General features: G+C 37.4%; 25 protein-coding genes and 3 tRNA genes. 15 read left to right on the top strand and 13 right to left on the bottom strand.

The features are described 5' to 3' along the window. Positions 1-69 precede the first annotated feature (69 nt). A tRNA-Ser gene (locus C6988_RS03375) sits at positions 70-153 on the top strand. Position 154: 1 nt separating this feature from the next. On the opposite strand, the gene C6988_RS03370 is transcribed toward C6988_RS03375, so the two are convergent. Further along, positions 155-1,114 (bottom strand): replication factor C small subunit, encoded by a 960-nt coding sequence (locus tag C6988_RS03370; RefSeq protein WP_220463402.1) that lies wholly within the window; start codon positions 1,112-1,114, stop codon positions 155-157. 121 nt (positions 1,115-1,235) lie between these two features. On the opposite strand from C6988_RS03370, the gene C6988_RS03365 reads away from it, so the two are divergent. From C6988_RS03365 to C6988_RS03340, 6 genes are read left to right on the top strand one after another with little or no spacing between them, the layout of a single operon-like run. Continuing rightward, on the top strand, positions 1,236-1,751 hold the full coding sequence (locus C6988_RS03365) for a DNA replication protein Gins23 (RefSeq protein WP_182133607.1): 516 nt from the start codon (positions 1,236-1,238) through the stop codon (positions 1,749-1,751). A gap of 2 nt (positions 1,752-1,753) precedes the next feature. Further along, positions 1,754-3,832 (top strand): minichromosome maintenance protein MCM, encoded by a 2,079-nt coding sequence (locus C6988_RS03360; RefSeq protein WP_182133605.1) that lies wholly within the window; start codon positions 1,754-1,756, stop codon positions 3,830-3,832. Further along, a complete protein-coding gene (locus C6988_RS03355) occupies positions 3,829-5,955 on the top strand; it encodes a DEAD/DEAH box helicase (protein ID WP_182133603.1) in 2,127 nt (708 codons plus the stop codon). Before C6988_RS03360 ends, C6988_RS03355 begins: the two co-directional genes overlap by 4 nt. Then, positions 5,956-6,948, top strand: coding sequence for an MraY family glycosyltransferase (locus C6988_RS03350; protein ID WP_182133601.1), 993 nt, complete (start codon positions 5,956-5,958; stop codon positions 6,946-6,948). After that, entirely contained in the window at positions 6,945-7,175 is a 231-nt protein-coding gene (locus C6988_RS03345) for a hypothetical protein (RefSeq protein ID WP_182133599.1), read from the top strand. Before C6988_RS03350 ends, C6988_RS03345 begins: the two co-directional genes overlap by 4 nt. Positions 7,176-7,223: 48 nt before the next feature. Continuing rightward, positions 7,224-7,385, top strand: a complete 162-nt coding sequence (locus C6988_RS03340) for a hypothetical protein (RefSeq protein ID WP_182133597.1) — start codon at positions 7,224-7,226, stop codon at positions 7,383-7,385. Here C6988_RS03340 and C6988_RS03335 read toward each other — a convergent pair whose 3' ends face one another. From C6988_RS03335 to C6988_RS03320, 4 genes are read right to left on the bottom strand one after another with little or no spacing between them, the layout of a single operon-like run. Then, on the bottom strand, positions 7,386-7,862 hold the full coding sequence (locus C6988_RS03335) for an acyltransferase (RefSeq protein ID WP_182133595.1): 477 nt from the start codon (positions 7,860-7,862) through the stop codon (positions 7,386-7,388). 7 nt (positions 7,863-7,869) lie between these two features. Then, a complete protein-coding gene (locus C6988_RS03330) occupies positions 7,870-8,139 on the bottom strand; it encodes a Trm112 family protein (protein ID WP_182133593.1) in 270 nt (89 codons plus the stop codon). After that, complete coding sequence (locus C6988_RS03325; protein WP_182133591.1) at positions 8,136-9,071, bottom strand: Gfo/Idh/MocA family protein; 936 nt, start codon at positions 9,069-9,071, stop codon at positions 8,136-8,138. The genes C6988_RS03330 and C6988_RS03325 overlap by 4 nt, the downstream gene beginning before the upstream one ends. Next, positions 9,071-9,988 carry a branched-chain amino acid transaminase gene (locus tag C6988_RS03320; protein WP_182133589.1) on the bottom strand — a complete coding sequence of 306 codons (918 nt, stop codon included), beginning with the start codon at positions 9,986-9,988 and terminating at the stop codon, positions 9,071-9,073. Before C6988_RS03320 ends, C6988_RS03325 begins: the two co-directional genes overlap by 1 nt. Positions 9,989-10,086: 98 nt before the next feature. On the opposite strand from C6988_RS03320, the gene C6988_RS03315 reads away from it, so the two are divergent. Continuing rightward, positions 10,087-10,287 carry a hypothetical protein gene (locus C6988_RS03315; protein ID WP_182133587.1) on the top strand — a complete coding sequence of 67 codons (201 nt, stop codon included), beginning with the start codon at positions 10,087-10,089 and terminating at the stop codon, positions 10,285-10,287. An 8-nt stretch (positions 10,288-10,295) separates the two neighbouring features. On the opposite strand, the gene C6988_RS03310 is transcribed toward C6988_RS03315, so the two are convergent. The 3 genes from C6988_RS03310 to C6988_RS03300 form a co-directional block, all read right to left on the bottom strand. Continuing rightward, a complete protein-coding gene (locus tag C6988_RS03310) occupies positions 10,296-10,898 on the bottom strand; it encodes a nucleotidyl transferase family protein (protein WP_182133585.1) in 603 nt (200 codons plus the stop codon). A gap of 48 nt (positions 10,899-10,946) precedes the next feature. Continuing rightward, positions 10,947-11,020 (bottom strand) — tRNA-Pro (locus tag C6988_RS03305). Positions 11,021-11,068: 48 nt separating this feature from the next. Then, entirely contained in the window at positions 11,069-11,911 is an 843-nt protein-coding gene (locus C6988_RS03300; RefSeq protein ID WP_182133583.1) for an FAD-binding oxidoreductase, read from the bottom strand. 130 nt (positions 11,912-12,041) lie between these two features. Between C6988_RS03300 and C6988_RS03295 the strand changes: the two genes are divergently transcribed. Next, positions 12,042-12,115, top strand: a tRNA-Ala gene (locus tag C6988_RS03295). 1 nt (position 12,116) lies between these two features. On the opposite strand, the gene C6988_RS03290 is transcribed toward C6988_RS03295, so the two are convergent. Further along, positions 12,117-12,668, bottom strand: coding sequence for a HEAT repeat domain-containing protein (locus tag C6988_RS03290; RefSeq protein ID WP_182133581.1), 552 nt, complete (start codon positions 12,666-12,668; stop codon positions 12,117-12,119). Between the two features lie 108 nt (positions 12,669-12,776). Here C6988_RS03290 and C6988_RS03285 point away from each other — a divergent pair, with 108 nt between their 5' ends. After that, the gene (locus tag C6988_RS03285; protein WP_182133579.1) at positions 12,777-13,064 is read left to right on the top strand and encodes an AlbA family DNA/RNA-binding protein; all 288 of its coding nucleotides are present in this window, start codon (positions 12,777-12,779) and stop codon (positions 13,062-13,064) included. A 21-nt stretch (positions 13,065-13,085) separates the two neighbouring features. On the opposite strand, the gene C6988_RS03280 is transcribed toward C6988_RS03285, so the two are convergent. From C6988_RS03280 to C6988_RS03270, 3 genes are read right to left on the bottom strand one after another with little or no spacing between them, the layout of a single operon-like run. Then, complete coding sequence (locus tag C6988_RS03280; RefSeq protein ID WP_182133688.1) at positions 13,086-13,934, bottom strand: isocitrate lyase/PEP mutase family protein; 849 nt, start codon at positions 13,932-13,934, stop codon at positions 13,086-13,088. Between the two features lie 43 nt (positions 13,935-13,977). Further along, positions 13,978-14,229 (bottom strand): hypothetical protein, encoded by a 252-nt coding sequence (locus C6988_RS03275; RefSeq protein ID WP_182133577.1) that lies wholly within the window; start codon positions 14,227-14,229, stop codon positions 13,978-13,980. 40 nt (positions 14,230-14,269) lie between these two features. Beyond that, a complete protein-coding gene (locus C6988_RS03270) occupies positions 14,270-14,779 on the bottom strand; it encodes a PadR family transcriptional regulator (protein ID WP_182133687.1) in 510 nt (169 codons plus the stop codon). A gap of 94 nt (positions 14,780-14,873) precedes the next feature. On the opposite strand from C6988_RS03270, the gene C6988_RS03265 reads away from it, so the two are divergent. The 4 genes from C6988_RS03265 to sdhB are packed head-to-tail and all read left to right on the top strand — an operon-like array spanning position 14,874 to position 18,144. Beyond that, positions 14,874-16,586, top strand: coding sequence for a succinate dehydrogenase/fumarate reductase flavoprotein subunit (locus tag C6988_RS03265; protein WP_182133575.1), 1,713 nt, complete (start codon positions 14,874-14,876; stop codon positions 16,584-16,586). After that, positions 16,587-17,036 (top strand): succinate dehydrogenase/fumarate reductase transmembrane subunit, encoded by a 450-nt coding sequence (locus C6988_RS03260; RefSeq protein ID WP_182133573.1) that lies wholly within the window; start codon positions 16,587-16,589, stop codon positions 17,034-17,036. It begins immediately after the preceding gene. Between the two features lies 1 nt (position 17,037). Beyond that, on the top strand, positions 17,038-17,382 hold the full coding sequence (locus C6988_RS03255) for a succinate dehydrogenase/fumarate reductase transmembrane subunit (protein ID WP_182133571.1): 345 nt from the start codon (positions 17,038-17,040) through the stop codon (positions 17,380-17,382). Then, positions 17,383-18,144, top strand: coding sequence for a succinate dehydrogenase/fumarate reductase iron-sulfur subunit (gene sdhB / locus C6988_RS03250; RefSeq protein ID WP_182133569.1), 762 nt, complete (start codon positions 17,383-17,385; stop codon positions 18,142-18,144). Here the strand turns inward: sdhB and C6988_RS03245 are convergent, their stop codons facing one another. Continuing rightward, positions 18,145-18,468, bottom strand: coding sequence for a metal-sulfur cluster assembly factor (locus C6988_RS03245; RefSeq protein ID WP_182133567.1), 324 nt, complete (start codon positions 18,466-18,468; stop codon positions 18,145-18,147). Positions 18,469-18,517: 49 nt separating this feature from the next. On the opposite strand from C6988_RS03245, the gene argH reads away from it, so the two are divergent. Next, positions 18,518-19,978: an argininosuccinate lyase gene (gene argH, locus C6988_RS03240; protein ID WP_182133565.1), complete on the top strand. Its 1,461-nt coding sequence runs from the start codon at positions 18,518-18,520 to the stop codon at positions 19,976-19,978. Positions 19,979-20,070: the final 92 nt, after the last annotated feature.

Genomic DNA, 20,070 nt, shown 5'->3' with positions numbered 1-20,070 from the left:
TTTATTTTTGATCCATTGTTACGTTAAGCGTTCTTAACAAATTTTAATCAGTTGATATCATCGAAGTTCGCAGAGGTCGCCTAGCTCGGTAGGGCGCGGGCCTTGAGAGCCTGTGTGAGCAATCACCCGGGGGTTCAAATCCCTCTCTCTGCGCTTACTTTTTTCCAAACTTGCTAAGCTCAGCCAAAAGTGCTGACAATTGGATCTCTGGATTAGAGCCCATAAGTAATCGATAATCATATTTTGCAATTACCTCAAGAATTTCGCCTAGATTGTCATGCTTTGTCTTAAAGACTGCAGAGTTAATGTATTTTAGAAAATCTGATTCTGACATGCCATATACTTTGACAAGCTCTACCATCTTGTCTCTTGCCTCTGAAATCTTTCCATCCAGTGCAAGCTTTAGAATGTCACTGACATCTTTTGTCTTTGAAAGTCCTGCAGCACCCTTTACATGCTCCTCAGTAATATCACCCAAACTAGCAGCTGCCTGCAACAAGTTAATTGAATGCCTCATGTCTCCTTCCGCATAATCACAAATTGCCTTTAGGCCCTTTTCGTCTGCCTTTAGTTTTTCTTTCTTAGCTATAACCTTTAGATGATCAATTACATCTTTTTCTGGAATTGATGTAAATTTGAATACTGCACATCTACTTTGAATTGGCGCAATAATCTTTGAGATATTATTTGCAATTAGAATAAATCTGCAATATTTTGCAGTGTCTTCAATGATTCGACGCAATGCAGTCTGGGCATCTGATGTCATCTCGTCTGCCTCATCCAAAATAATTATCTTAAATGGTATCTGAGTATCCAATCCTGCAAATCTTGAGAATTTTTTAACCCTATCTCTTACCATGTTTATGCCACGCTCATCTGAGGCATTTAGCTCAAGTGTGTAATCCTTCCAATGCTCTCCCAAAATTTGGCGTGATATACAGACTGCTGCAGTGGTCTTGCCAATACCTGCAGATCCTGAAAATAGTAAATGTGGCATCTCATCTTGATTTTTTAAAAGAGAAGTAAGACTACCGATGATCTCTTTTTGATCTACTATCTCAGATAGCTTTGCTGGCCTGTATTTTTCTACCCACATAAAATGAGAATTACCCATCGATCTGATGATTTTCTTACCCGCATAAAAACGATTTATACAGGATCAATTGATCTGACCTTTTGGTAAACAGAATTGATCGATCCGATACATCAAGTTCAAACCGGGATAAATTGATCTCATGAACGCAGCATCCCTTGAAAAGGTGCACAGGACCTCCTTTGAGCTTGAGGACGTAAAGGTTAGCCTACTGCAAGATCTAAAACTTGATGTTGCTGGTGTTAACGTTACTGGAAATCAAGGCGAGATGCTCAACATTCCACGATGGGTTGCATCTGTGTTGGAGAAAGAGAAGCTAGGTCAAATTCAAGATACAGACATGGTAGTTGAGCTAAAACAAGCAATTGTTAAAGAAAATGTTCAGGGGGCATTTGAGATTTCTACATTAGAACCACATTTTTACATAAAGCTAAAGGCATACATGAAAAGACTAAACGAGTCAGACTTTGACAAAGTCCAAAGCATGCTAAACACACTTGTTAGAAAAAGACACGGAAAAATTATTCATTTGGCAGATTCTTCTAAGCTGACTGCTGATCTTGCAAAAAAGATGACAGTCGAGGAGAGGGAATTCTATAATAACCTGCATAATATCAGCGAAGAATTCACAAAACAAATTTTAGGTGATTTGAATTGACGATGGAAACTCAACAGATGACAGAGTCTGCACTTGCAGACATGGTAAAGTCATTTCTTGTACAATTCAAAGACAAATCTGGCTCTTTCAAGTATGTTGAACAGATCGATGGCATGATGCCAAAGAATTCCAAATTTATCGTAATTGATTACAATGATCTTGTTTCTTTTCCAGAAATTGATTCAAGGTTTAATGAACATCCAGATCAAATTCTATCTGCATTCGCTCGCGCAATAAAGGAAATACTTCAAGAAAGATTTTCAAAATATGCTGAAAAGATTAAAGACGACATTAGGGCACGTATTGTCAACTATCCAGTTCAGCGTAGCCTTAGACAAATCAATGCCGAAGTAATCAACAGAATGACCAGTGTCTCGGGAATGGTAGTTCGTTCCTCCGAAGTAAAGCCACTTGCAAGAGAACTAATCTACAAATGTCCTGATGGACACCTTACACAAATCATTCTACTAAAAGGAATGAGTGTCAATACTCCAAACAAATGCAGTGATCCTAAATGTACTCATAGAGAACTAGACATTGAACCTGAAACTAGCAAATTCATAGACTTTCAAATCTTAAGATTACAAGAACTTCCTGAAGACCTTCCACCCGGTCAACTCCCTCACTATATTGATGTGGCAATAAAGCAAGACTTGGTTGATAACGCAAGACCAGGTGATAGAATCATCCTTACTGGAATTGTAAGAATCGAGCAAGAACCCATTGCTGGAGTAAGCAAGGTAAACAGTGGGCTGTATAGATTAAGAATTGATGGTAACAACATTGAATTCCTAGGAGGCCGTGGCTCAAAGACCTCTAGAAAATCAGAGAGGGAAGAGATTTCACCAGAAGAAGAAAAAATTATCAAATCTTTGGCAAGAAATCCTGACATCTATCAAAGACTAGTAGACTCTTTTGCCCCCCACATTCAGGGCCAGATGCTTATCAAAGAAGCAATCTTGCTTCTAGTCGTTGGCTCTACTCAAAGACTACTCGGTGATGGAAGCAAGATTCGTGGTGACATTAACGTATTTTTGGTAGGAGATCCAGGTACCGCAAAAAGTGAGATGCTAAAATTCTGTGCTAGAATTGCACCAAGAGGTCTTTACACCTCCGGTAGAGGTTCTACTGCAGCAGGTCTTACTGCAGCAGTTGTTAGAGACAAGAGTGGAATTATGATGTTAGAGGCAGGAGCAGTTGTACTTGGAGACCAAGGACTAGTCTGCATTGATGAGTTTGATAAGATGAAACCTGAAGACCGCAGTGCACTACACGAAGTCATGGAACAACAATCTGCAAGCATTGCAAAAGGAGGAATCGTTGCAACACTAAACGCTAGAACTTCTATTCTTGCAGCTGCAAACCCAATGTATGGAAAATATGATCCATTCAAAAATATCACTGAAAATGTAAATCTCCCGATTCCTCTTTTGACAAGATTTGATCTGATATTTGTCGTACGAGACATTCCATCAAAAGAAAGAGATCGCACCATCGCACAACACATTATTGATCTTCATACTCCCGCAGGAGTTGAGAATCGCTCTTTGATTGATGTTGATATCTTGACAAAATATCTTGCATACTCTAAACGAATTGATCCAGTATTAACTAAAGATGCTGAAGAAAAAATTCTAGAGTACTATATGAAGATGAGAAATGTTGACTCTGAAGAGATGATTACTGTTACTCCAAGACAGCTTGAGGGACTAATTCGTTTGACTACTGCACGAGCTAGACTATTGATGAAAGATCAAGCCGATGGCGAAGATGCAGAAAGAGCGATCTTCCTAATTCAAAGCATGCTTCAAGATGCTGGAGTGGATGTAAACACCGGTAAAGTTGATCTAGGTGTCCTACAAGGAAGACCAAGAAGTGAAGTATCAAAGATGCAGCTCTTCATGGATGTTCTAAAATCTTTGGAAGGAGAAAACAAGACAGCAGTAGAAGAAAAACTCTTTGTAAAGGAGCTTGAAAAATCAGGTAAATTTACCGAGGAGGAAGCAAGAAACTACATTAGAAGAATGCTTCGCGAAGCATCTATTTATGAATCAAAACCCGGTCACTATAACCGAGTATGAAGATATCAGAGCTAGATTTTCCAAAACCAATAATTGATTTTTTTAAGGAACAAGGATTCAAGGATCTTTACCCTCCACAAGAAGATACGATCAAGGCCGGTCTCTTAGATGGAAAGAGCATTCTAGTTTCTGCACCAACTGCCAGTGGAAAAACACTGATTGCAACACTTGCAATGATAAAATATCTACTTGAGAATAATGGAAAAATAATCTATCTGAGCCCACTTCGTGCACTTGCTTCTGAAAAATTTAACGAGTTTAAAAAAATTGAAAAGATTTCAAACATGGGTAAAACAAAGGTGATGATATCCACTGGAGATTTTGAATCAGTTGATCAAAATCTAGAGAAAGGAAACATCTTGGTTCTAACAAATGAAAAAATGGACTCACTAGTCAGACATGGCGCTGAATGGATTGATGATGTTGGTTTAGTTATTGCTGACGAAGTCCATTTGATTGGGGACCAGGACAGAGGACCGACACTAGAAATGGTTCTAACAAAACTCAAACTTTTAGAGAACAAGCCCCAGATTGTAGGTCTCAGTGCTACCATAACTAATGCTGATGAGATTGCAAAATGGCTTGGATGTACTCTAGTTGAAAATTCATGGAGACCGGTTCCACTATCTGAAGGAGTCTATGATGGGGGAAGCGTGACTATGGGTGATGGGAGATTTTTTGAGGTAGAATCAACCATTCGTGGTGCACCTATTGACTTGGGTGCAGCATCCGTAAAGGATGGCGGCCAATCCTTGGTATTTGCTGAAACTAGAACCAGATCTGCATCATTAGCTGCTAAGGCATCTGAAATTATTTCACGGTATCTGCAAGAATCTGAGAAAAAAATTCTAGAGGAGACATCAAAAAAAATACTGAGCAATAATGAAAACACTGCACTAGTAAAGACTCTGGCTGAGCTAGTCAAAAAAGGAGTTGCATTTCATCATGCAGGATTAAATCAAAATTGTAGAGAGATAATTGAAAATGAATTTCGTAGTGGGAGGATAAAATTACTTTCCTCAACTCCAACTCTTGCAGCAGGAGTAAATCTTCCTGCACGACGAGTTGTAATTTCAAACATAGCAAGATATAATGCAAAGATTGGAGCGAACAAACCAATCAGCGTTTTAGAATACAAGCAGCTTTGTGGACGAGCAGGTAGGCCTCAATATGATGAGTTTGGAGAAGCAATAATCGTTGGAAAATCAAACACTGATGAATTAATTGAATATTACATTCGTGGAGAACCTGAACCAATAGAATCAAAGATTACAGATGATAAGGCTTTACGAATTCATCTGCTTAGCGTAGTTGTTACAACTCCTGGAATTAAAAAGGAAGAAATTCTTGAATTCTTTTTGCAAACACTAGGAGGATTACAATCAAGAAAATCTACAATGAAATTTGGAATTGATATTGCAACAAGATATCTACTTCATGAGGGATTTTTAATTAAAAAAGGTGATAGATATGCCGCAACTGATTTTGGGAAAAAAGTTTCCAAGCTGTACATTGATCCATTAACTGCATCCTACTTTAGAAAAGCATTAGAAAATGTTTCAGAAGAAAGAAATCATACCTTTGGATTTTTACATCTTGTATCAAACAGTGAAGAGTTTTTCCCAAAATTTGCATTGCGAAACAAGGACTATGAGACTGCTAGTCTTATGATTGAAAATCATTCCTCTGAATTATTGGAACCAATATCCGAGTATGACTGCAATCGAAGTTTATTGGCCCTGCAATCTTGGATAACAGAATCTTCGGAGGTCTCACTGTCTGATAATCTAAAGATTGAATCAGGTGATATGCACAGAATGGTTGAGACATCAAACTGGCTAGTGTATTGCTTGAGGGAGCTTGCAAAGCAGATGGAACGCCCAGATTTACTTGATGAATTAGATTCACTTCGAAAGCGTATAGTCTATGGAATACGTGAGGAATTACTTGACCTTGTAAAGATCAAGGGAATAGGAAGAGTTCGTGCAAGAAAACTATACAATACTGGAATCAAAAATCTTGATGATTTGGCTGCAATTCCTGTTAAAAAATTGGCAGAGATTGATAAAATTGGTTCAACACTTGCAGATAACATAAAGTCTCAATTACGGAAGGGTAGATAATTGTCTGAGCTAATAATTCCAGGAATAATTACATCTGTAGTTGCTTTCTTTACTGTTTTTGTCATTACTCCATTTTTAATCAAAGCCCTTGAGAAGCGTAAGATGGCTGTCAAAGACTTTAACAAACCTGGTGAAGTAATGGTGGTCAGACCTGGCGGACCTGTACTCATTGCAGGAATTCTTGCAGCAGAATTTACACTGTATGCATTTTTACAAATGAATGAAATTCTTGCAGTAATTGCTACAACTAGCATGGCCTTTGTTGTCGGAATGATTGATGATAGAAAGGTAATGGGCGGATGGTTCAAACCACTTGCACTTGCAGTTTCTGCAGTACCGATAATTCTCCTTGGTGCATATGATTCAAATCTATCTTTTCCAATTTTTGGTGATGCTGTAATTCCTGCACTGTATCTTGCAATAGTGATTGTAATGATTCCAATTACTGGAAACACAATCAACTCAATTGATGTGCTAAATGGGGTTGCAAGTGGTTTTATGACCATTGCAAGCTTTGCTTTGACAATCTCATTGGTAATAGTTCAAAACTATGAGGTGGCTTTGATCAGTTTGCCCTTGGGTTTTGTCTCACTTGCATTTTACAAGTATCATAAAGTTCCAAGTAAAATTTTTCCAGGTGATTCAGGGGCACTGACACTTGGTGCAATGTATGGTGCAATTGCAATTGTAGGTGGAGTTGAAATTATAGCAGCAATTGCTTTACTCCCAGCAGTGATTAACTCATTTTTGTTTCTCTCCAGCATGAAGAGAATTGTTGAACACAGACAGATTAAAGCAAAACCTGTAACCCATACAGATGACTTTAAGCTAAAGGCTACTACTGAAAAGACCGCTCCTGTAACCTTGGTTAGGCTAATTCTTGGGGATAAACCATTATCTGAAAAGCAAGTTGGATACGAAATATTCAAACTTGCAGTATTTGCAGGAATTTTGGCAGTGACTAGTGCCTTTTTGACGGTGATTAAATTTTGAATAAATCACTTTACATCTTTATCTTTGCAATGTGGGTTTTGTTATTAATTGGAGGAGGAATAGTGATTACAGTTCTTGGACCTATATCGATATCTGGATATGGAGAATTCGATCAAGTGATATCTTCTGGAATAAAGGCAATTGTTGCAATAATTCTTGTTGTACTTTGGGTTTATGTTTTATCAAAATTCAAAAAATGGATATTTCAAAAACAGATTAGTAGCTAAATCTTTGCAAAAGTATATGTCTAGAATGTGGGCATTAACAGATAAGAAATGAATTTAGAAGTTGATGAGAACGCAAAAAAAGAAATCGGACAAGCAATTACTAGTCCTGATAGTCCAGTTGGAATTGATGCAAAAAAGACACACATCATTATCATCAATAAGCTAATCGAAATTGAAAAGCGACTCGATAAACTTGAAAAACTACACTAACTAAGATTCCAACCAATCTTTTTGTTTTTTATCATACTCTTCTCTTGAGTACTTTACTTTAGCTGGAACTCCAACAACTACTGAATTTGGAGGAACATCCTTGGTTACTACTGCCCCCATTGCAACAACACTATTCTTTCCTATAGTGACACCTGCCTTAATCACTGCGCGTGCACCAATTATTACACCATCTTCAATCGTAACTCCAATCATTTTGTCACACATTGGGTATGGATCATTGGTTAGTGCAGCATTTGGTCCGATAAACACATTCTTTCCAATTCGCGATAAAGGCGGAATGTAAGCAAGTCCTTCGATCTTTGTATTTTCTCCAATCTTTACGTTATAGTCAATGTGTGCAAGAGAACCAATCTTGACATTGTCTCCAATCTCTACATTGTCTCCAACATACGAAAAATGCCAGATGCTTACATTTTTTCCAATCTTTGCTTTTTGAGAAATATGATTTGTTACCAAAAGAGCTTCACAAGTGCCATGGTGATGCCTGCTTAATTATTTTTTCAGGAAGTTTATCCTTATTATTTTTCAAAAATTCCATATCTTGTTTTTTGTCACGTAATTCATCGGGTAACATTATTGGAATCTCTTCTATAATTGGGTAGAATCTCGAGCATTTTGTGCAGTACAATACTCCTTCCTCAACTATCTCTGTTTTTGATTTACACTCTAGTAGTTCAAGTGGAAAATGTTTGTCAATTGGACACGCTAAGATGTCTATCATACTTTTTTTCATTTTAAATCGAGATAAATCGGGGTTCCTTTCTGACTAGATAAAAGTGCCGCTTCTGCAATCTTTGTTACGTTAACTGCATGCTGTGCTTTTACTAATAACTCGTTTTTTCCTTCAATTGCTCCCAAAAATGTTTGAAGCTCAAGTAACAGTGGCTCCTTTTTTTCATTGCGAGGAATCTCTGTATCATTATTTGTTTCAATCTTTACTTCTTGTGTGATAAAGTCTGATGAAATTATTGCATCAGTACATACTGCATTGAAAGTTCTGACTCTGGTTGGTGTAATCCAGTTTGATGATATTATTGCAACTTTATTGTCTTTGAATCCTAGCATAATTGATGCAAAGTCTTCATGTTCATGTCTTATCTTGCCTGCCCTTGCAAAAATTACTTCAGGGGTATCATCAAAAAGCCACATGGCTGTGTCAATATCGTGTACAGATGTATCGTAAATGATTCCTACATCTTTGATATGCAAGGGCATCCTATTTTCTCTATGAAATTCTAGCATAACCAATTCTCCATATTTTCTTGATTTAACAAAATCTTTTACAATGCCTACTGCTGGGTTGAATCTCTCAATGTATCCGCAGGTGAGAAGAACTTTATTTCTCTCAGCAAGTTTCATGAGATCTTCGCCTTCTTCTGAGAGATACGTCATGGGTTTTTCAACGAAAACATGTTTTTTTGCTTGAATCAATTGCGTGGCAATCTTTGCATGTGTTGATGTAGGTGTACAGATTACAGCTGCATCAAAATCTTCTGAAGATAACAATGAATCAATAGAGTCGTATTGGTTAACAGAGTACTTTTCTCCAAACTCTTTGCATCTTTGCTTGTCGGCATCACAAATTGCAACAAGAACGTCTAACTGTGAAAGAATTCTTGCATGGTTTTTGCCCCATCCTCCGGTTCCAATTTGTACCACTCTCATTAGTATACCGCCGTTAACCAGTGTGAATATTTCTTCTTTCTATTCATTACAATATCCGTATATTCTGACATTATGGCTTTTGTGATGGGGCCTACCGTTCCATTTCCTACCTTTTTTCTATCAATTTTGATAATTGGTGTTATCTCTGCTGCAGTTCCTGTAAGGAAAATCTCATCTGCCCTGTTCAATTCATTCCTGTTGAATTTCTTGATTGATGCTTTGTAACCACTATCTTTTGCAATTTTTAGAACTGCATCTCTGGTAATTCCATTAAGGGCTGATGAACTAATTGGTGGAGTGTACATCTTTTCTCCTTTAACTATGAAGATGTTTTCTCCAGGTGCCTCACTTACATTTCCTTCCAAATCAAGAAGAATCGCCTCATCAAATCCTTTTTTCTTTGCCTCCTGAGTTGCAATGATTGAATTTAGATAGTTTCCGCCCATCTTTGCTTGCGTTGGAGTTGACGCATCAGAGAACTTTCTCTTTGATGACACCCCTGCAGTGATACCATTTTTGTTAAATAGATCTCCAAATGGAAACATAAAGATTGCAAGGTGTGTTGGTGCATTTTTTGTAACATGCAGATTTATTCCGTATTGACCAATAAAGTAAAAGGGTCTGATATAGCAGGATTTTTTCATCTTATTTTTTTTACATAAATTGGTTATTGCCTTTTTGATCTCTTCATTAGAATAATTCAAAGACATGGAATAAAATTTTCCAGAATTTCTAAACCGCTTTACATGCTCACCTAGCCTAAAGATAAACAGATTTTCTGAATTCCAATAGGCTCTGATTCCTTCAAAGACTGATGTTCCATAATGAATTGCATGAGTTGTCACAGGAACTTTTGCTTTTTGTATGGGGACTAATTTTCCATCAAACCAAACAAATTTTGAATTAGAAAATTTCACACCAATTCGAGGATTTGGTCATAATTAATCTATTTCCATAAATAATTTAGAAAAAAGAGAATTCTTAGTTCATATACCTAATAATAAAATAATAATTCTTGGAAACTCACAGGAAATTTTCATTCATTGGACTTTTTTTACTAATTGCAACATTTGGGATTAACTATTATCATGAACAGAATCATCCTGGAGATGGATTCAACTATGCATATGTGACTGGCATAGCAATGATTATCTTCTTTATGATTAGCTTTGCCATGTTTAATATGGATAGATGGAAGAAATCAAAAAAATCCTAATAGGACTATTATTTTGACCATCCTTCTTTTGGAAACTTCATTCCCAGAACACGTGTAGTCAAATCTTCCATTTTTGCAAATCTCTCTATAATATTCCAGTTTTCTTGAATGATTTTTGCTACGGGTTCTGGCACATTATTTTTCCATCCTGAATCTGCTTTTTCTACTGAATCATACATCTTTTCTTTGACTGACGCAGCAGAAATTGATTTTCTGGTACCAACTTTTGGTCTTAATCGATACATCTTGAGCATGTATCCTTCTGCTTTGTCTCCAGTGTATGTGAAATAATCATCTTCTATTCCTTTTAGAATTTGTTTTCGTAGCTTCCAAGAATTTGGTGATAAAAGAGGTGGCATGTATTTTGAGAATGGTGCAAAGAATGTATAATTTCGTGATACCTCAACTGAATCGGCAAAAACTGACTCTATCATTTTTTTTCTTATCTCAAAACCAAATGGAAAACTCTTACTATTAATTTCAGAATCTTCTTTCATGAAAATAACCGGCATTACAATTATTTTGTCAGCTTGTGATTTTAGATCATTAATAATTTCAACATGTGCATTTGTTACTGGATTCAAATGTGCAAGGTATAATGCAGTTGCCAATCAGACTATGATTTCATTTGTCCTATTTCAATGATTGAATTAGTAACATGGGGACGATGGGAGTTGAACCCATGATCTCCAGCGCCCGAGGCTGGCAGTCTACCAAGCTAACCTACGTCCCCGTAGGTAAATTCTAGCGCATGATATTATTTCTTTAAAATAATCTATTGCTATCCGTATGATTCGAACTTTACTTCGAAGCTTCCGTCAGCTCGCTTTTCTCTTTGCGTAACAAAGTTCTTTGGTTTTAAGAAGTCCATTACGCCATCAATTGTGCCTTGCCAACCACAAATGTAAAACATTGTGTTATCTTTTGTAATCTTCTCGCCAACTAATTCTTCAAGTGGTGACATTCCATCTTCACGTGGTCTTAGAAATGTCTCAACTCTTCCAGTTTGTCCGCCCCATGATCTGTTAAACCAGTCTTGTGGCCTACTGATAGTTGCGCGATAAGTAAAATTCCATTTGTCCTTGCCTTTGTCGAGGCTTTCATATTCTAAATTCGTGAAAAGTTCTTTGTAGCTGAGCTCATCAACATAACTTGCACCGTGTAATACAACAATTTCTCGTTTGTCTCCTACATCGTGGAGATGCTGTGCAAAACTAACAAAGGGTGCAATTCCTGTTCCACCACCAATACATACGATTCTTCTGTTGTCTTTGTTACCATTTGGAAGTGTTTCATTAATTGATAATGCTGCACCAGTTGGTTTAATCCAAGTTACTTCATCTCCTTCTTTTGCATTAAACAATTGAGTGGTTAATCTTCCAGGAAGTGGTTTTCTTACCCATCTTATAACAAGTTCAATGTATTTTTTGTTTTCAGGATGTGATGCAATAGAGTATGCTCTTCTGATGACTTTACCCTCACTTGGAACATTCATTCCAATTGTAATGAACTGACCTGCGTGATAATCGGGAACTACCCCGTCGTTTGGAACTAGTCTGAATATTGCAAGATCTTCTTTTAGTAATTGAATATATGTAATCGTGGCCTTATTTTCTACAACCATGCAGTATTGATCGTGATCTCCAGTGGTTAAATATCTTATGTTAGGATGTTGGGAAATCCGCCTAACATCTAAAACGTTAATAACCAATCCAAAAAATCTTATTCGATCGCAGATTCTTGCTGATCACTTTGGGCCGGTCGTCTAGACTGGTAGGATACGCCCTTGGCATGGGTGAGATCGAGGGTTCAAATCCCTCCCGGTCCACTTATGATTTCTTTTGAGCTAAGACTATTAGCTTTTCAAGCTCTGCATCTTTTTCTTTAGAAATTTTATCAATCTCTTCTTTGTGAACTGTTTCTCCAATGTCAATTGCTGCCTTGAGCGCACTTTTTTTCACTTCAATGCTTGAATCAAAGAAACATCTGTGAATGACATCTTTTGCCTTTTCTGCTTTTAGAAATCCTAATGCTCCTAATGCACACTCCCTAACCATGGAGCTCTCATCTTCAGTAAGTTTGATTATTGACTCGATGCAATTTTTCTCATTTCTATTTGCCAAAATTAATGCAGAAAAACCTCTTACGTATCTACTCTGAGAATCAAGACTTTGAATCAAAAATTCTGAGATGTCATTTTCATTTAGCACAAGGGCGCTAAATGCCTCGCCTCTAACCTGAATGTCAGGATCATCTAATTTTGTGATGATTTTTCTAATAATTTCTGGGTCTTTTGCTTCAGAAAGTGACTCTAGAGTTTGAATTTTCAAATCTTTTGAATCAGAATCTAAAATTTTTGTAATTTCCGCATTATTTACCATAAATTATCGCTCTCCATATCTTGAATTTTGGATTTTTTCAAAAAAATTCCCCCAATATTCAAATTCGCTGATCTTAGATTTAAATTATCCTGAGTAATCTCAAGGCCTATGTCAAACGAAGCAAGAGACACCATATTCATTGGTAAGAAACCTTTGATGGCGTATGTTACTTCTACGCTGATTCAATTGGCAAACTTACCTTCCGTACACATCAAGGCAAGAGGTCTTAGCATCGGACGTGCAGTTGACGTAGCACAAATCATCTCACGAAAAACCGAAAACGCTGGATACTCTATTGGTGAAATCAAGATTGGCTCTGAATCATTAGAGTCACAAGACGGCAAACAAAGAAACGTATCAACAATAGAAATTGAAGTAAAGAGAAACGCATCCTAAATGCGCTTTACTTGACATTTTTTATTCTCTTTTTGAATATCCGTACTTCTTTTCTAGCTTTCTAAACTTTGATAACTCTACTAAATTGTTAAACTCTTCAAAGTCTACAAGTTGCTTTTGAATTTTTTTAGTTCCACCTGTCTTCTTTAATTCCTTGAGAACATTCATTGTAGCAAAAGTATTTGCAAACAAAACTGAAAGTGGATACAGAATTATCTTAAATCCAATCTTGTACAAATCTAATGCAGAACTAATTGGCGTTGCTCCGCCCTCAATCATGTTTGCAACAAGTGGAGCCTTTATCGATTTGCCAATTTTTTTCATCTCTTCAATTGACTGGGGAGCTTCAACAAAAATAATGTCTGCTCCCAATTTTTTATTTTTTAATCCTCTTTCAATTGCAGCATCCAATCCTTGTGTTGCTCTTGCATCAGTCCTTGCAACAATAACAAAATCCTTACTGCTTCTTGCATCCAATGCAGCACCTAATTTTTCTGCATACTCTTCATACGGCACTACTTCCTTTCCTTGCATGTGTCCACATCTTTTTGGCCATCTTTGATCCTCAAGAAATATTCCAGATGCCCCTGCACTCTCAATCTCTTTTACTAGCTTCCATACGCTGAGGGCATTACCATATCCTGTATCTACATCTACAATTACAGGAGTAGAAACGGCTCTACAGATTCTCCGTGCATTATCAACAGTCTCTGTAGCTCCAATAAAGCCATAATCAGGCATGCCAAATAACGTTGCAGAAGTCCCATAACCAGTTTGGAACATTGCATCAAATCCAACCTTTTGAGCTATCTTTGCACCTATTGCATCATACACTCCAGGAATTACAAGTGGTCCTTTCTTTTTTAGAATGGCCTTGAATTTTTTCAATGAGGGAGATTTGTCGGTGAATTATTTATGATTTTAATTCATCTGATTTGTTTTGGGAAACCCACTTCTCATACATGGCAATTAACTCATCAACATCAGTGCCTTTCTCTGAATATGTAACTATGACGCCAAATTTTCCTTTCTTGTCATGCCCTCTTGCAAAGTATCCCCAAAAGGAATCTGGAAGTTTCTGGAAATTTGCTTTATCCCTTGATACTCCAATTAGGTTTTTTGCAACTGTTTCAAGAACCTTTGCGGCATCATCGGACTCTATCATGATATCCTTAAAACTTGACTAATAATAAATGCTGAATTTTCTATTCTACCTTGAACTCTTTGCCTTTCTTTTTGGCTGATTTTTCATCTAATTTTTCAAGCTCTGACTGGAGGAACTTTCTATATTTTTCAGTCTCTTGCCTTGTCATGTTTTCGGCATTTGAGCTCAATAATGAACCCATACTGAAGATCTTCTCCAAAGTATCCATGGCTACAAAGCGCCCAATGTTTCCTAGTCTAAACAATACGTCAAGTTGCTTTCTTACAACATCATGTATTTTTTCAACATCTTCTGCAGTTGATTTTCCCTTTGATGTAATCTGATACTTGCCATCCTTTGTTTCATCGATTAGTCCTTCATCCAATAACCTGCCAAGTAATGGATAGATCAATCCTGGAGATGGTTTCCATATTCCCTGGCTTTGCTCAGAAGCATGATCGATAATCTCTTTTCCAGAATATGGTTTTGATTTTAAGATCTCTAGTATGTAGTATCGTGAAAATCCTCTGGGGACTGAACTGCCTACTCTTTGAAACCAGTCTGCAATCATCACTAGTGATATCGCTAGCGATATATATTAATTATTCGGATCTAATCCATTCTATACTACATATTTAACCACCCTCATGGTAGTCTGACTGAAAATGGTCGAGTCAATCGAATATGATTTGATTATCTGTGGTACCGGATTGGCTGGATTACGCGCTGGAATTTCAGCTGCACAAAAAAGTCCTGATATCAAAATTGCCATGGTATCAAAAGTTCAGGTAATGCGTTCACACTCCGTTTCTGCAGAGGGTGGTACAGCTGCAGTATTGTTTGAAGAAGAAGGTGACTCTATTGAATCTCACATTTATGATACTGTAAAGGGAAGTGACTTTTTAGCAGACCAAGATGTCGCAGAAAGACTTTGCCGTGAAATGCCAAAACAAGTTTACCAGTTAGAACACTGGGGAATGCCTTGGTCTAGAAGAAAAGATGGAAGAATTGATCAGAGAGCATTTGGTGGATACAGTTTTCCAAGAGCAACATATGCATCTGATAAGGTTGGCTTTTTTGAGATGCAGACGCTCTATGATACATGTCAGAGATTTGATAACATTGAATATCTCAATGAATGGTTTGCAACTTCAATAATTCACGATGGTCAAAGATTTCTAGGAATTACTGCAATTGATCTAAAGTCTGGAGCATTTTATTCAATCAAAGCCAAAGCACTAATCATCGCTACAGGTGGTGCTGGAAGACTGTACAGCTTTTCAACATATGCTCACTCTTCAACACCTGATGGACTAGACATGGCATTTCGTGCAGGAATGGCACTCAAAGACATGGAGTTTGTTCAGTTTCATCCAACTGGCATCTTACCATCTGGAATTCTAATTACAGAAGGAGCAAGAGGTGAAGGTGGATATCTACTAAATAACAAAGGTGAACGATTCATGAAAAAATATGCAGCAAACAAGATGGAGCTTGCACCAAGAGATATTGTATCTCGTTCTATGATTACTGAAATTAACGAAGGCAGAGGATTCAAACATGAAACTGGTGTTGACTGTATGAAGCTTGACCTGCGTCACTTGGGTGATGAAGTAATCAAAGAAAAACTTGGAGGAATTAGAGAGATTTCAATTAAATTCTCCGGCATTGATCCTGCCCAAGAGATTATGGATGTCAGACCCGTATGTCACTATATGATGGGTGGAATTCACACTGACATTGATGGTGCCACAGAATTACAGGGAGTTTGGGCTGCTGGAGAGGCAGCTTGCAATAGCGTTCATGGCTCAAACAGATTAGGCGCAAATTCTACATCTGAGTGTATAGTATGGGGAAACATCACAGGCTCACTTGCTGCTGAATACATCAAAAAAGGAGTGCCTTCAACACCATGGCCACATCACCTAGTTACCGCAGAAGAGAAGAGAATCTATGATGGAATATTTCGAGGAAATGGAGATGCAAATCCATACGAGATTAGACAGGAGCTAACTGATATGATGAATGAAAAAGCATACGTATACAGAACTGAAGAAAAACTTGTTGATGGTTTGAAGAAGCTTAGAAAACTACGTGAACAAACCTGGAAACATGTTGATGATAAAGCCAAAGAATACAATACAAACTTTACAAATGTAATGGAGCTAGACTCTATGTTTAGAGTGGCAGAAGTTGTACTGATTGGGGCAATCAACAGAAAAGAATCAAGAGGAGCTCATGCAAGGATAGATTATCCAAAACGTGACGATACAAAATTCTTACATCATACTCTGGCGTACTATGATCCAAAAGAGCCAATAATGAAGACTCACCCTGTAACAATTACTAATTACCAACCAGTGGAGAGGAAATACTGAATGGCAAAAGTAAATGAAGACAAAGTAAATGAAAACAAAGAAGGAATCAAGGGAATGGCAAATCCCGGAAGATACGGGATTGAGCGCTTTGCATACTGGTTAATGCGCTTGACAGGATTGGGACTGTTGGCATATTTTGTTGCTCACATTTATGAAACAAGTAATATTCTAAAAGGAAAAGCCGGCTGGGCAGAAGTCCTTGCCATGACACAAACAACAGAAGGTCACATTGTTCTTACCATTGTAATTGGAATGTGTGTCTTTCATACGGTAAACGGAATTCGTGTAATGCTAGGACATGGTGGTGTTGGTGTTGGAACTCCTGGACGAGCTGACTACCCATACACTCCACGTTCTCAAAACTATCGACACAAAATTGGAATTTACTCTGCAATAGTATTGGCTGCAATTGCTATGATGTACGGAATGACCGTAATGTTTGGTGAATAAAATGAGAGAAAGCACAATTATGAAAATTCACTATGGAACTGCACTTGGAGCAGTTGCTCTTGTCGCAGTACACATTTTGTTTAGATTGACCCAAGATTTCTCTCAATCACTAGAGTATGAGAGTGTAATTGCAAATTACCAATTCCTACCATATGCTGGAATGCTTGAGATAATTTTGATTCTATTATCAATTCACGGATTCAATGGATTGCGGGTTATTTTACTAGAGTTTAAACAAGGACCCTCATATGAGAAAGCAGTATCATATGGTTGTGTAGCTGCAATGATTGCAGTAATTGCATATGGTTCACGAACTATATTTATGACGAGTATGGGGATGGTGTAAATGGCAACAGAATTAGCAACAGAACAATCATCTAGTAATGTCTCTCCTTCGCAAACAATTACACTGCGTGTTGCAAGAATTAATCCTAATACAGACAATGAGAAAAAATTCATGGACTTTCAGATACCTGTTCAAAAATGGACTACAGTTCTTGAAGCAATTCTTGAAGCAAAGAAATACTTTGATCATTCTATTGCTGTGCGATACTCTTGCAGACAAGCAACATGTGGTTCGTGTGGAATGGTAATTAATGGAAAACCAAGACTGGCATGCTTTACAAAAATTAGTGAGCTAAACTCTAATGTTGTAACAGTAGAGCCGATGAATAACTTTCCAATTATTCGAGATCTTACAGTCGGCTTTGATAGAATGTTTGCAAACCACAAAAAAGTAAAACCGTTTATGATTAATGATGAAACCGAAGTTACTGACAGAACTAAAGAACACATCCAAACTCCTGAAGAGCTTGAAAAGTTCATCCAGTTTGCTGGCTGCATAAAATGTGGCTTGTGCAACTCTGCATGTCCAACAATGACTATGGACTCATCCTTTGTTGGCCCTCAAGCATTGGCCCAAGCATATCGCTATGTTGCAGATAACCGTGACAAAGGAAAGAATGACAGACTAAAAGTTATTGACGAATCCCATGGAATTTGGCGATGTCATTTTGCTGGCTCTTGTAGCCAGGTCTGTCCAAAGGGAGTAGATCCTGCTATGGGAATTCAATTACTTCGAGGATACCTATTAGGCTTTAATCGTTAACTAACCCTGTTTTTTTGGATTTGGGCTGTTATTTACCTGATTGTTAATCTGCTCTGCCATAAAGTGATTTGAGACATTTACCTTGACATCATCAATCCCATCTATCTTGAGTAGATTATCATGAACATCTTGGCAAATCTTGAATCCAAACACTGCTGGACAAAATGGACTAGTCAGATGCAAATCCACCTTGACATTTTTTTCATTAATGTCAACTTCATCAATTAATTCCAAATCAGTTATCGATGTGTTGATTTCAGGATCTACGATCTTTGATAGTTCATCAAAAATTTTCACACGAAGTTGTTTGACGTCTTGTGACATGAACGCCAAATCGTCTATGCTATATATAACCATTCTAGAAATAATCGTGATGTATCGGTCACGTCTAGGAAATGACCTAAACAAAATAACTCTTGATTATGTTTCATCAATATCAGATGATACTGAGATTGCTTTGTATGATATCTTGGGCAGTCAAGCACACGCAATAATGCTGTATGAGAATAATATTATTTCAAAAAATGATATCAAGAAAATTTTATCAGCACTTGAGGAACTCAAGAAAGAAAAATTTGATGTTACATCTGACTCTGAAGACATTCATGAATTAATTGAATCACTAGTCATCAAAAAAGCAGGAATTGCAAGCGGTGGAAAGATGCATACTGCTCGATCACGCAATGATCAGGTCTCACTTGATATTCGAATGAAGATTCGAGATGACATAAACATCCTATGCAATTGTTTACTGGATACAATTGAAGCTCTAGTATCATTAGCACAAAAACATGACAAGACAATCATGCCGCTTTATACACACTTGCAGCAAGCCCAGGTTGGAACATTCTCGCATTATCTTTTGGCACATGCAGACGCATTGTTTCGTGATTTGGACCGACTATACGTCACATATGGACGAGTAAATGAAAGCCCATTGGGAGCAGGTCCTGTTGGTGGAACAAGCATTCCAATTGATAGGCAAAGCACAGCAAAGATGTTGGGCTTTAAGGGAATAGTTGAGAACTCTATTGATGCTACTAGCACACGTGACTTTGTAGCAGAATACGTCTCTGCAATTGCCATCCTGATGACAAACCTTAGTAAAATTTCTGAAGACTTTGTTATTTGGTCAACATCTGAATTTTCATTCATAGAGTTATCCGATGAGTTTACTTCTCCATCAAGTGTTATGCCGCAAAAAAAGAATCCTGACATCTTGGAGCTAACACGTGGAAAGACTGCTGAGATAATCGGATACTTGATGGCTATCTTGTCAACTGTAAAGGGATTGGCAACGGGTTACGGACGTGACCTACAGCAAATAAAATCCTCAATATGGAAGACATCAAAAATTTCAATCAGTGCATTAATCGTAATGAAATCAATGTTGCTTACACTTTCTGTAAATGAAAAAAATATGAAAAAGGCTGCAGATGGTGGTTACCTTATTGCCCTCGACATTGCAGAGAAGCTAGTTCAAAACGGTGTTCCATTTAGAACAACTCACAAGATTGCAGGACAACTAGTCCAAGCTGCATACCAGTCCAAAAAACAATTATCAAAACTCACGCCATCTGAGATAACAAAATCAATTCAGGGAACAGGAGTTGATTCTAAAGTTGTTTCAGAAATTATCAAGAACACTACCGTTGCATCCTCACTAAAGGAGAGAAAATCGCAGGGCTCATCAGGATTTTCAGAACAAAAGAGGATGATCGAAAATAGATTATCAAAGATTAATGCATACCGAGGCGGCACTGTCAAGCGAGACAACGATGTTACAAATTCTCTGGATGCATTATCTTCCAAAGTAAACGAATTAAAAAAATAATCACTTCAATTATTGGTCAAAATCATATGTGAAAATTATACATCTGATATAATGTCTCTGGCGACAAAACATAGATGAAAAAAGACCCGATA

Source organism: Nitrosopumilus sp. b1, assembly GCF_014078545.1.
GTDB lineage: Archaea > Thermoproteota > Nitrososphaeria > Nitrososphaerales > Nitrosopumilaceae > PXYB01.
The sequence above is the reverse complement of the archived record's forward strand: the minus strand, read 5'-3'. Positions and strand labels throughout refer to the sequence as shown.

Coding starts and splice junctions, on each gene's coding strand:
- C6988_RS03370 (WP_220463402.1), bottom strand. CDS start 1,114: ATGGGTAATTCTCATTTTATGTGGGTAGAAAAATACAGGCCAGCAAAG.
- C6988_RS03265 (WP_182133575.1), top strand. CDS start 14,874: ATGGTCGAGTCAATCGAATATGATTTGATTATCTGTGGTACCGGATTG.
- C6988_RS03285 (WP_182133579.1), top strand. CDS start 12,777: ATGTCAAACGAAGCAAGAGACACCATATTCATTGGTAAGAAACCTTTG.
- C6988_RS03330 (WP_182133593.1), bottom strand. CDS start 8,139: ATGAAAAAAAGTATGATAGACATCTTAGCGTGTCCAATTGACAAACAT.
- C6988_RS03360 (WP_182133605.1), top strand. CDS start 1,754: ATGGAAACTCAACAGATGACAGAGTCTGCACTTGCAGACATGGTAAAG.
- C6988_RS03260 (WP_182133573.1), top strand. CDS start 16,587: ATGGCAAAAGTAAATGAAGACAAAGTAAATGAAAACAAAGAAGGAATC.
- sdhB (WP_182133569.1), top strand. CDS start 17,383: ATGGCAACAGAATTAGCAACAGAACAATCATCTAGTAATGTCTCTCCT.
- C6988_RS03340 (WP_182133597.1), top strand. CDS start 7,224: ATGAATTTAGAAGTTGATGAGAACGCAAAAAAAGAAATCGGACAAGCA.
- argH (WP_182133565.1), top strand. CDS start 18,518: ATGTATCGGTCACGTCTAGGAAATGACCTAAACAAAATAACTCTTGAT.
- C6988_RS03255 (WP_182133571.1), top strand. CDS start 17,038: ATGAGAGAAAGCACAATTATGAAAATTCACTATGGAACTGCACTTGGA.
- C6988_RS03325 (WP_182133591.1), bottom strand. CDS start 9,071: ATGAGAGTGGTACAAATTGGAACCGGAGGATGGGGCAAAAACCATGCA.
- C6988_RS03275 (WP_182133577.1), bottom strand. CDS start 14,229: ATGATAGAGTCCGATGATGCCGCAAAGGTTCTTGAAACAGTTGCAAAA.
- C6988_RS03355 (WP_182133603.1), top strand. CDS start 3,829: ATGAAGATATCAGAGCTAGATTTTCCAAAACCAATAATTGATTTTTTT.
- C6988_RS03245 (WP_182133567.1), bottom strand. CDS start 18,468: ATGTCACAAGACGTCAAACAACTTCGTGTGAAAATTTTTGATGAACTA.
- C6988_RS03290 (WP_182133581.1), bottom strand. CDS start 12,668: ATGGTAAATAATGCGGAAATTACAAAAATTTTAGATTCTGATTCAAAA.
- C6988_RS03365 (WP_182133607.1), top strand. CDS start 1,236: ATGAACGCAGCATCCCTTGAAAAGGTGCACAGGACCTCCTTTGAGCTT.
- C6988_RS03300 (WP_182133583.1), bottom strand. CDS start 11,911: ATGGTTGTAGAAAATAAGGCCACGATTACATATATTCAATTACTAAAA.
- C6988_RS03270 (WP_182133687.1), bottom strand. CDS start 14,779: ATGATTGCAGACTGGTTTCAAAGAGTAGGCAGTTCAGTCCCCAGAGGA.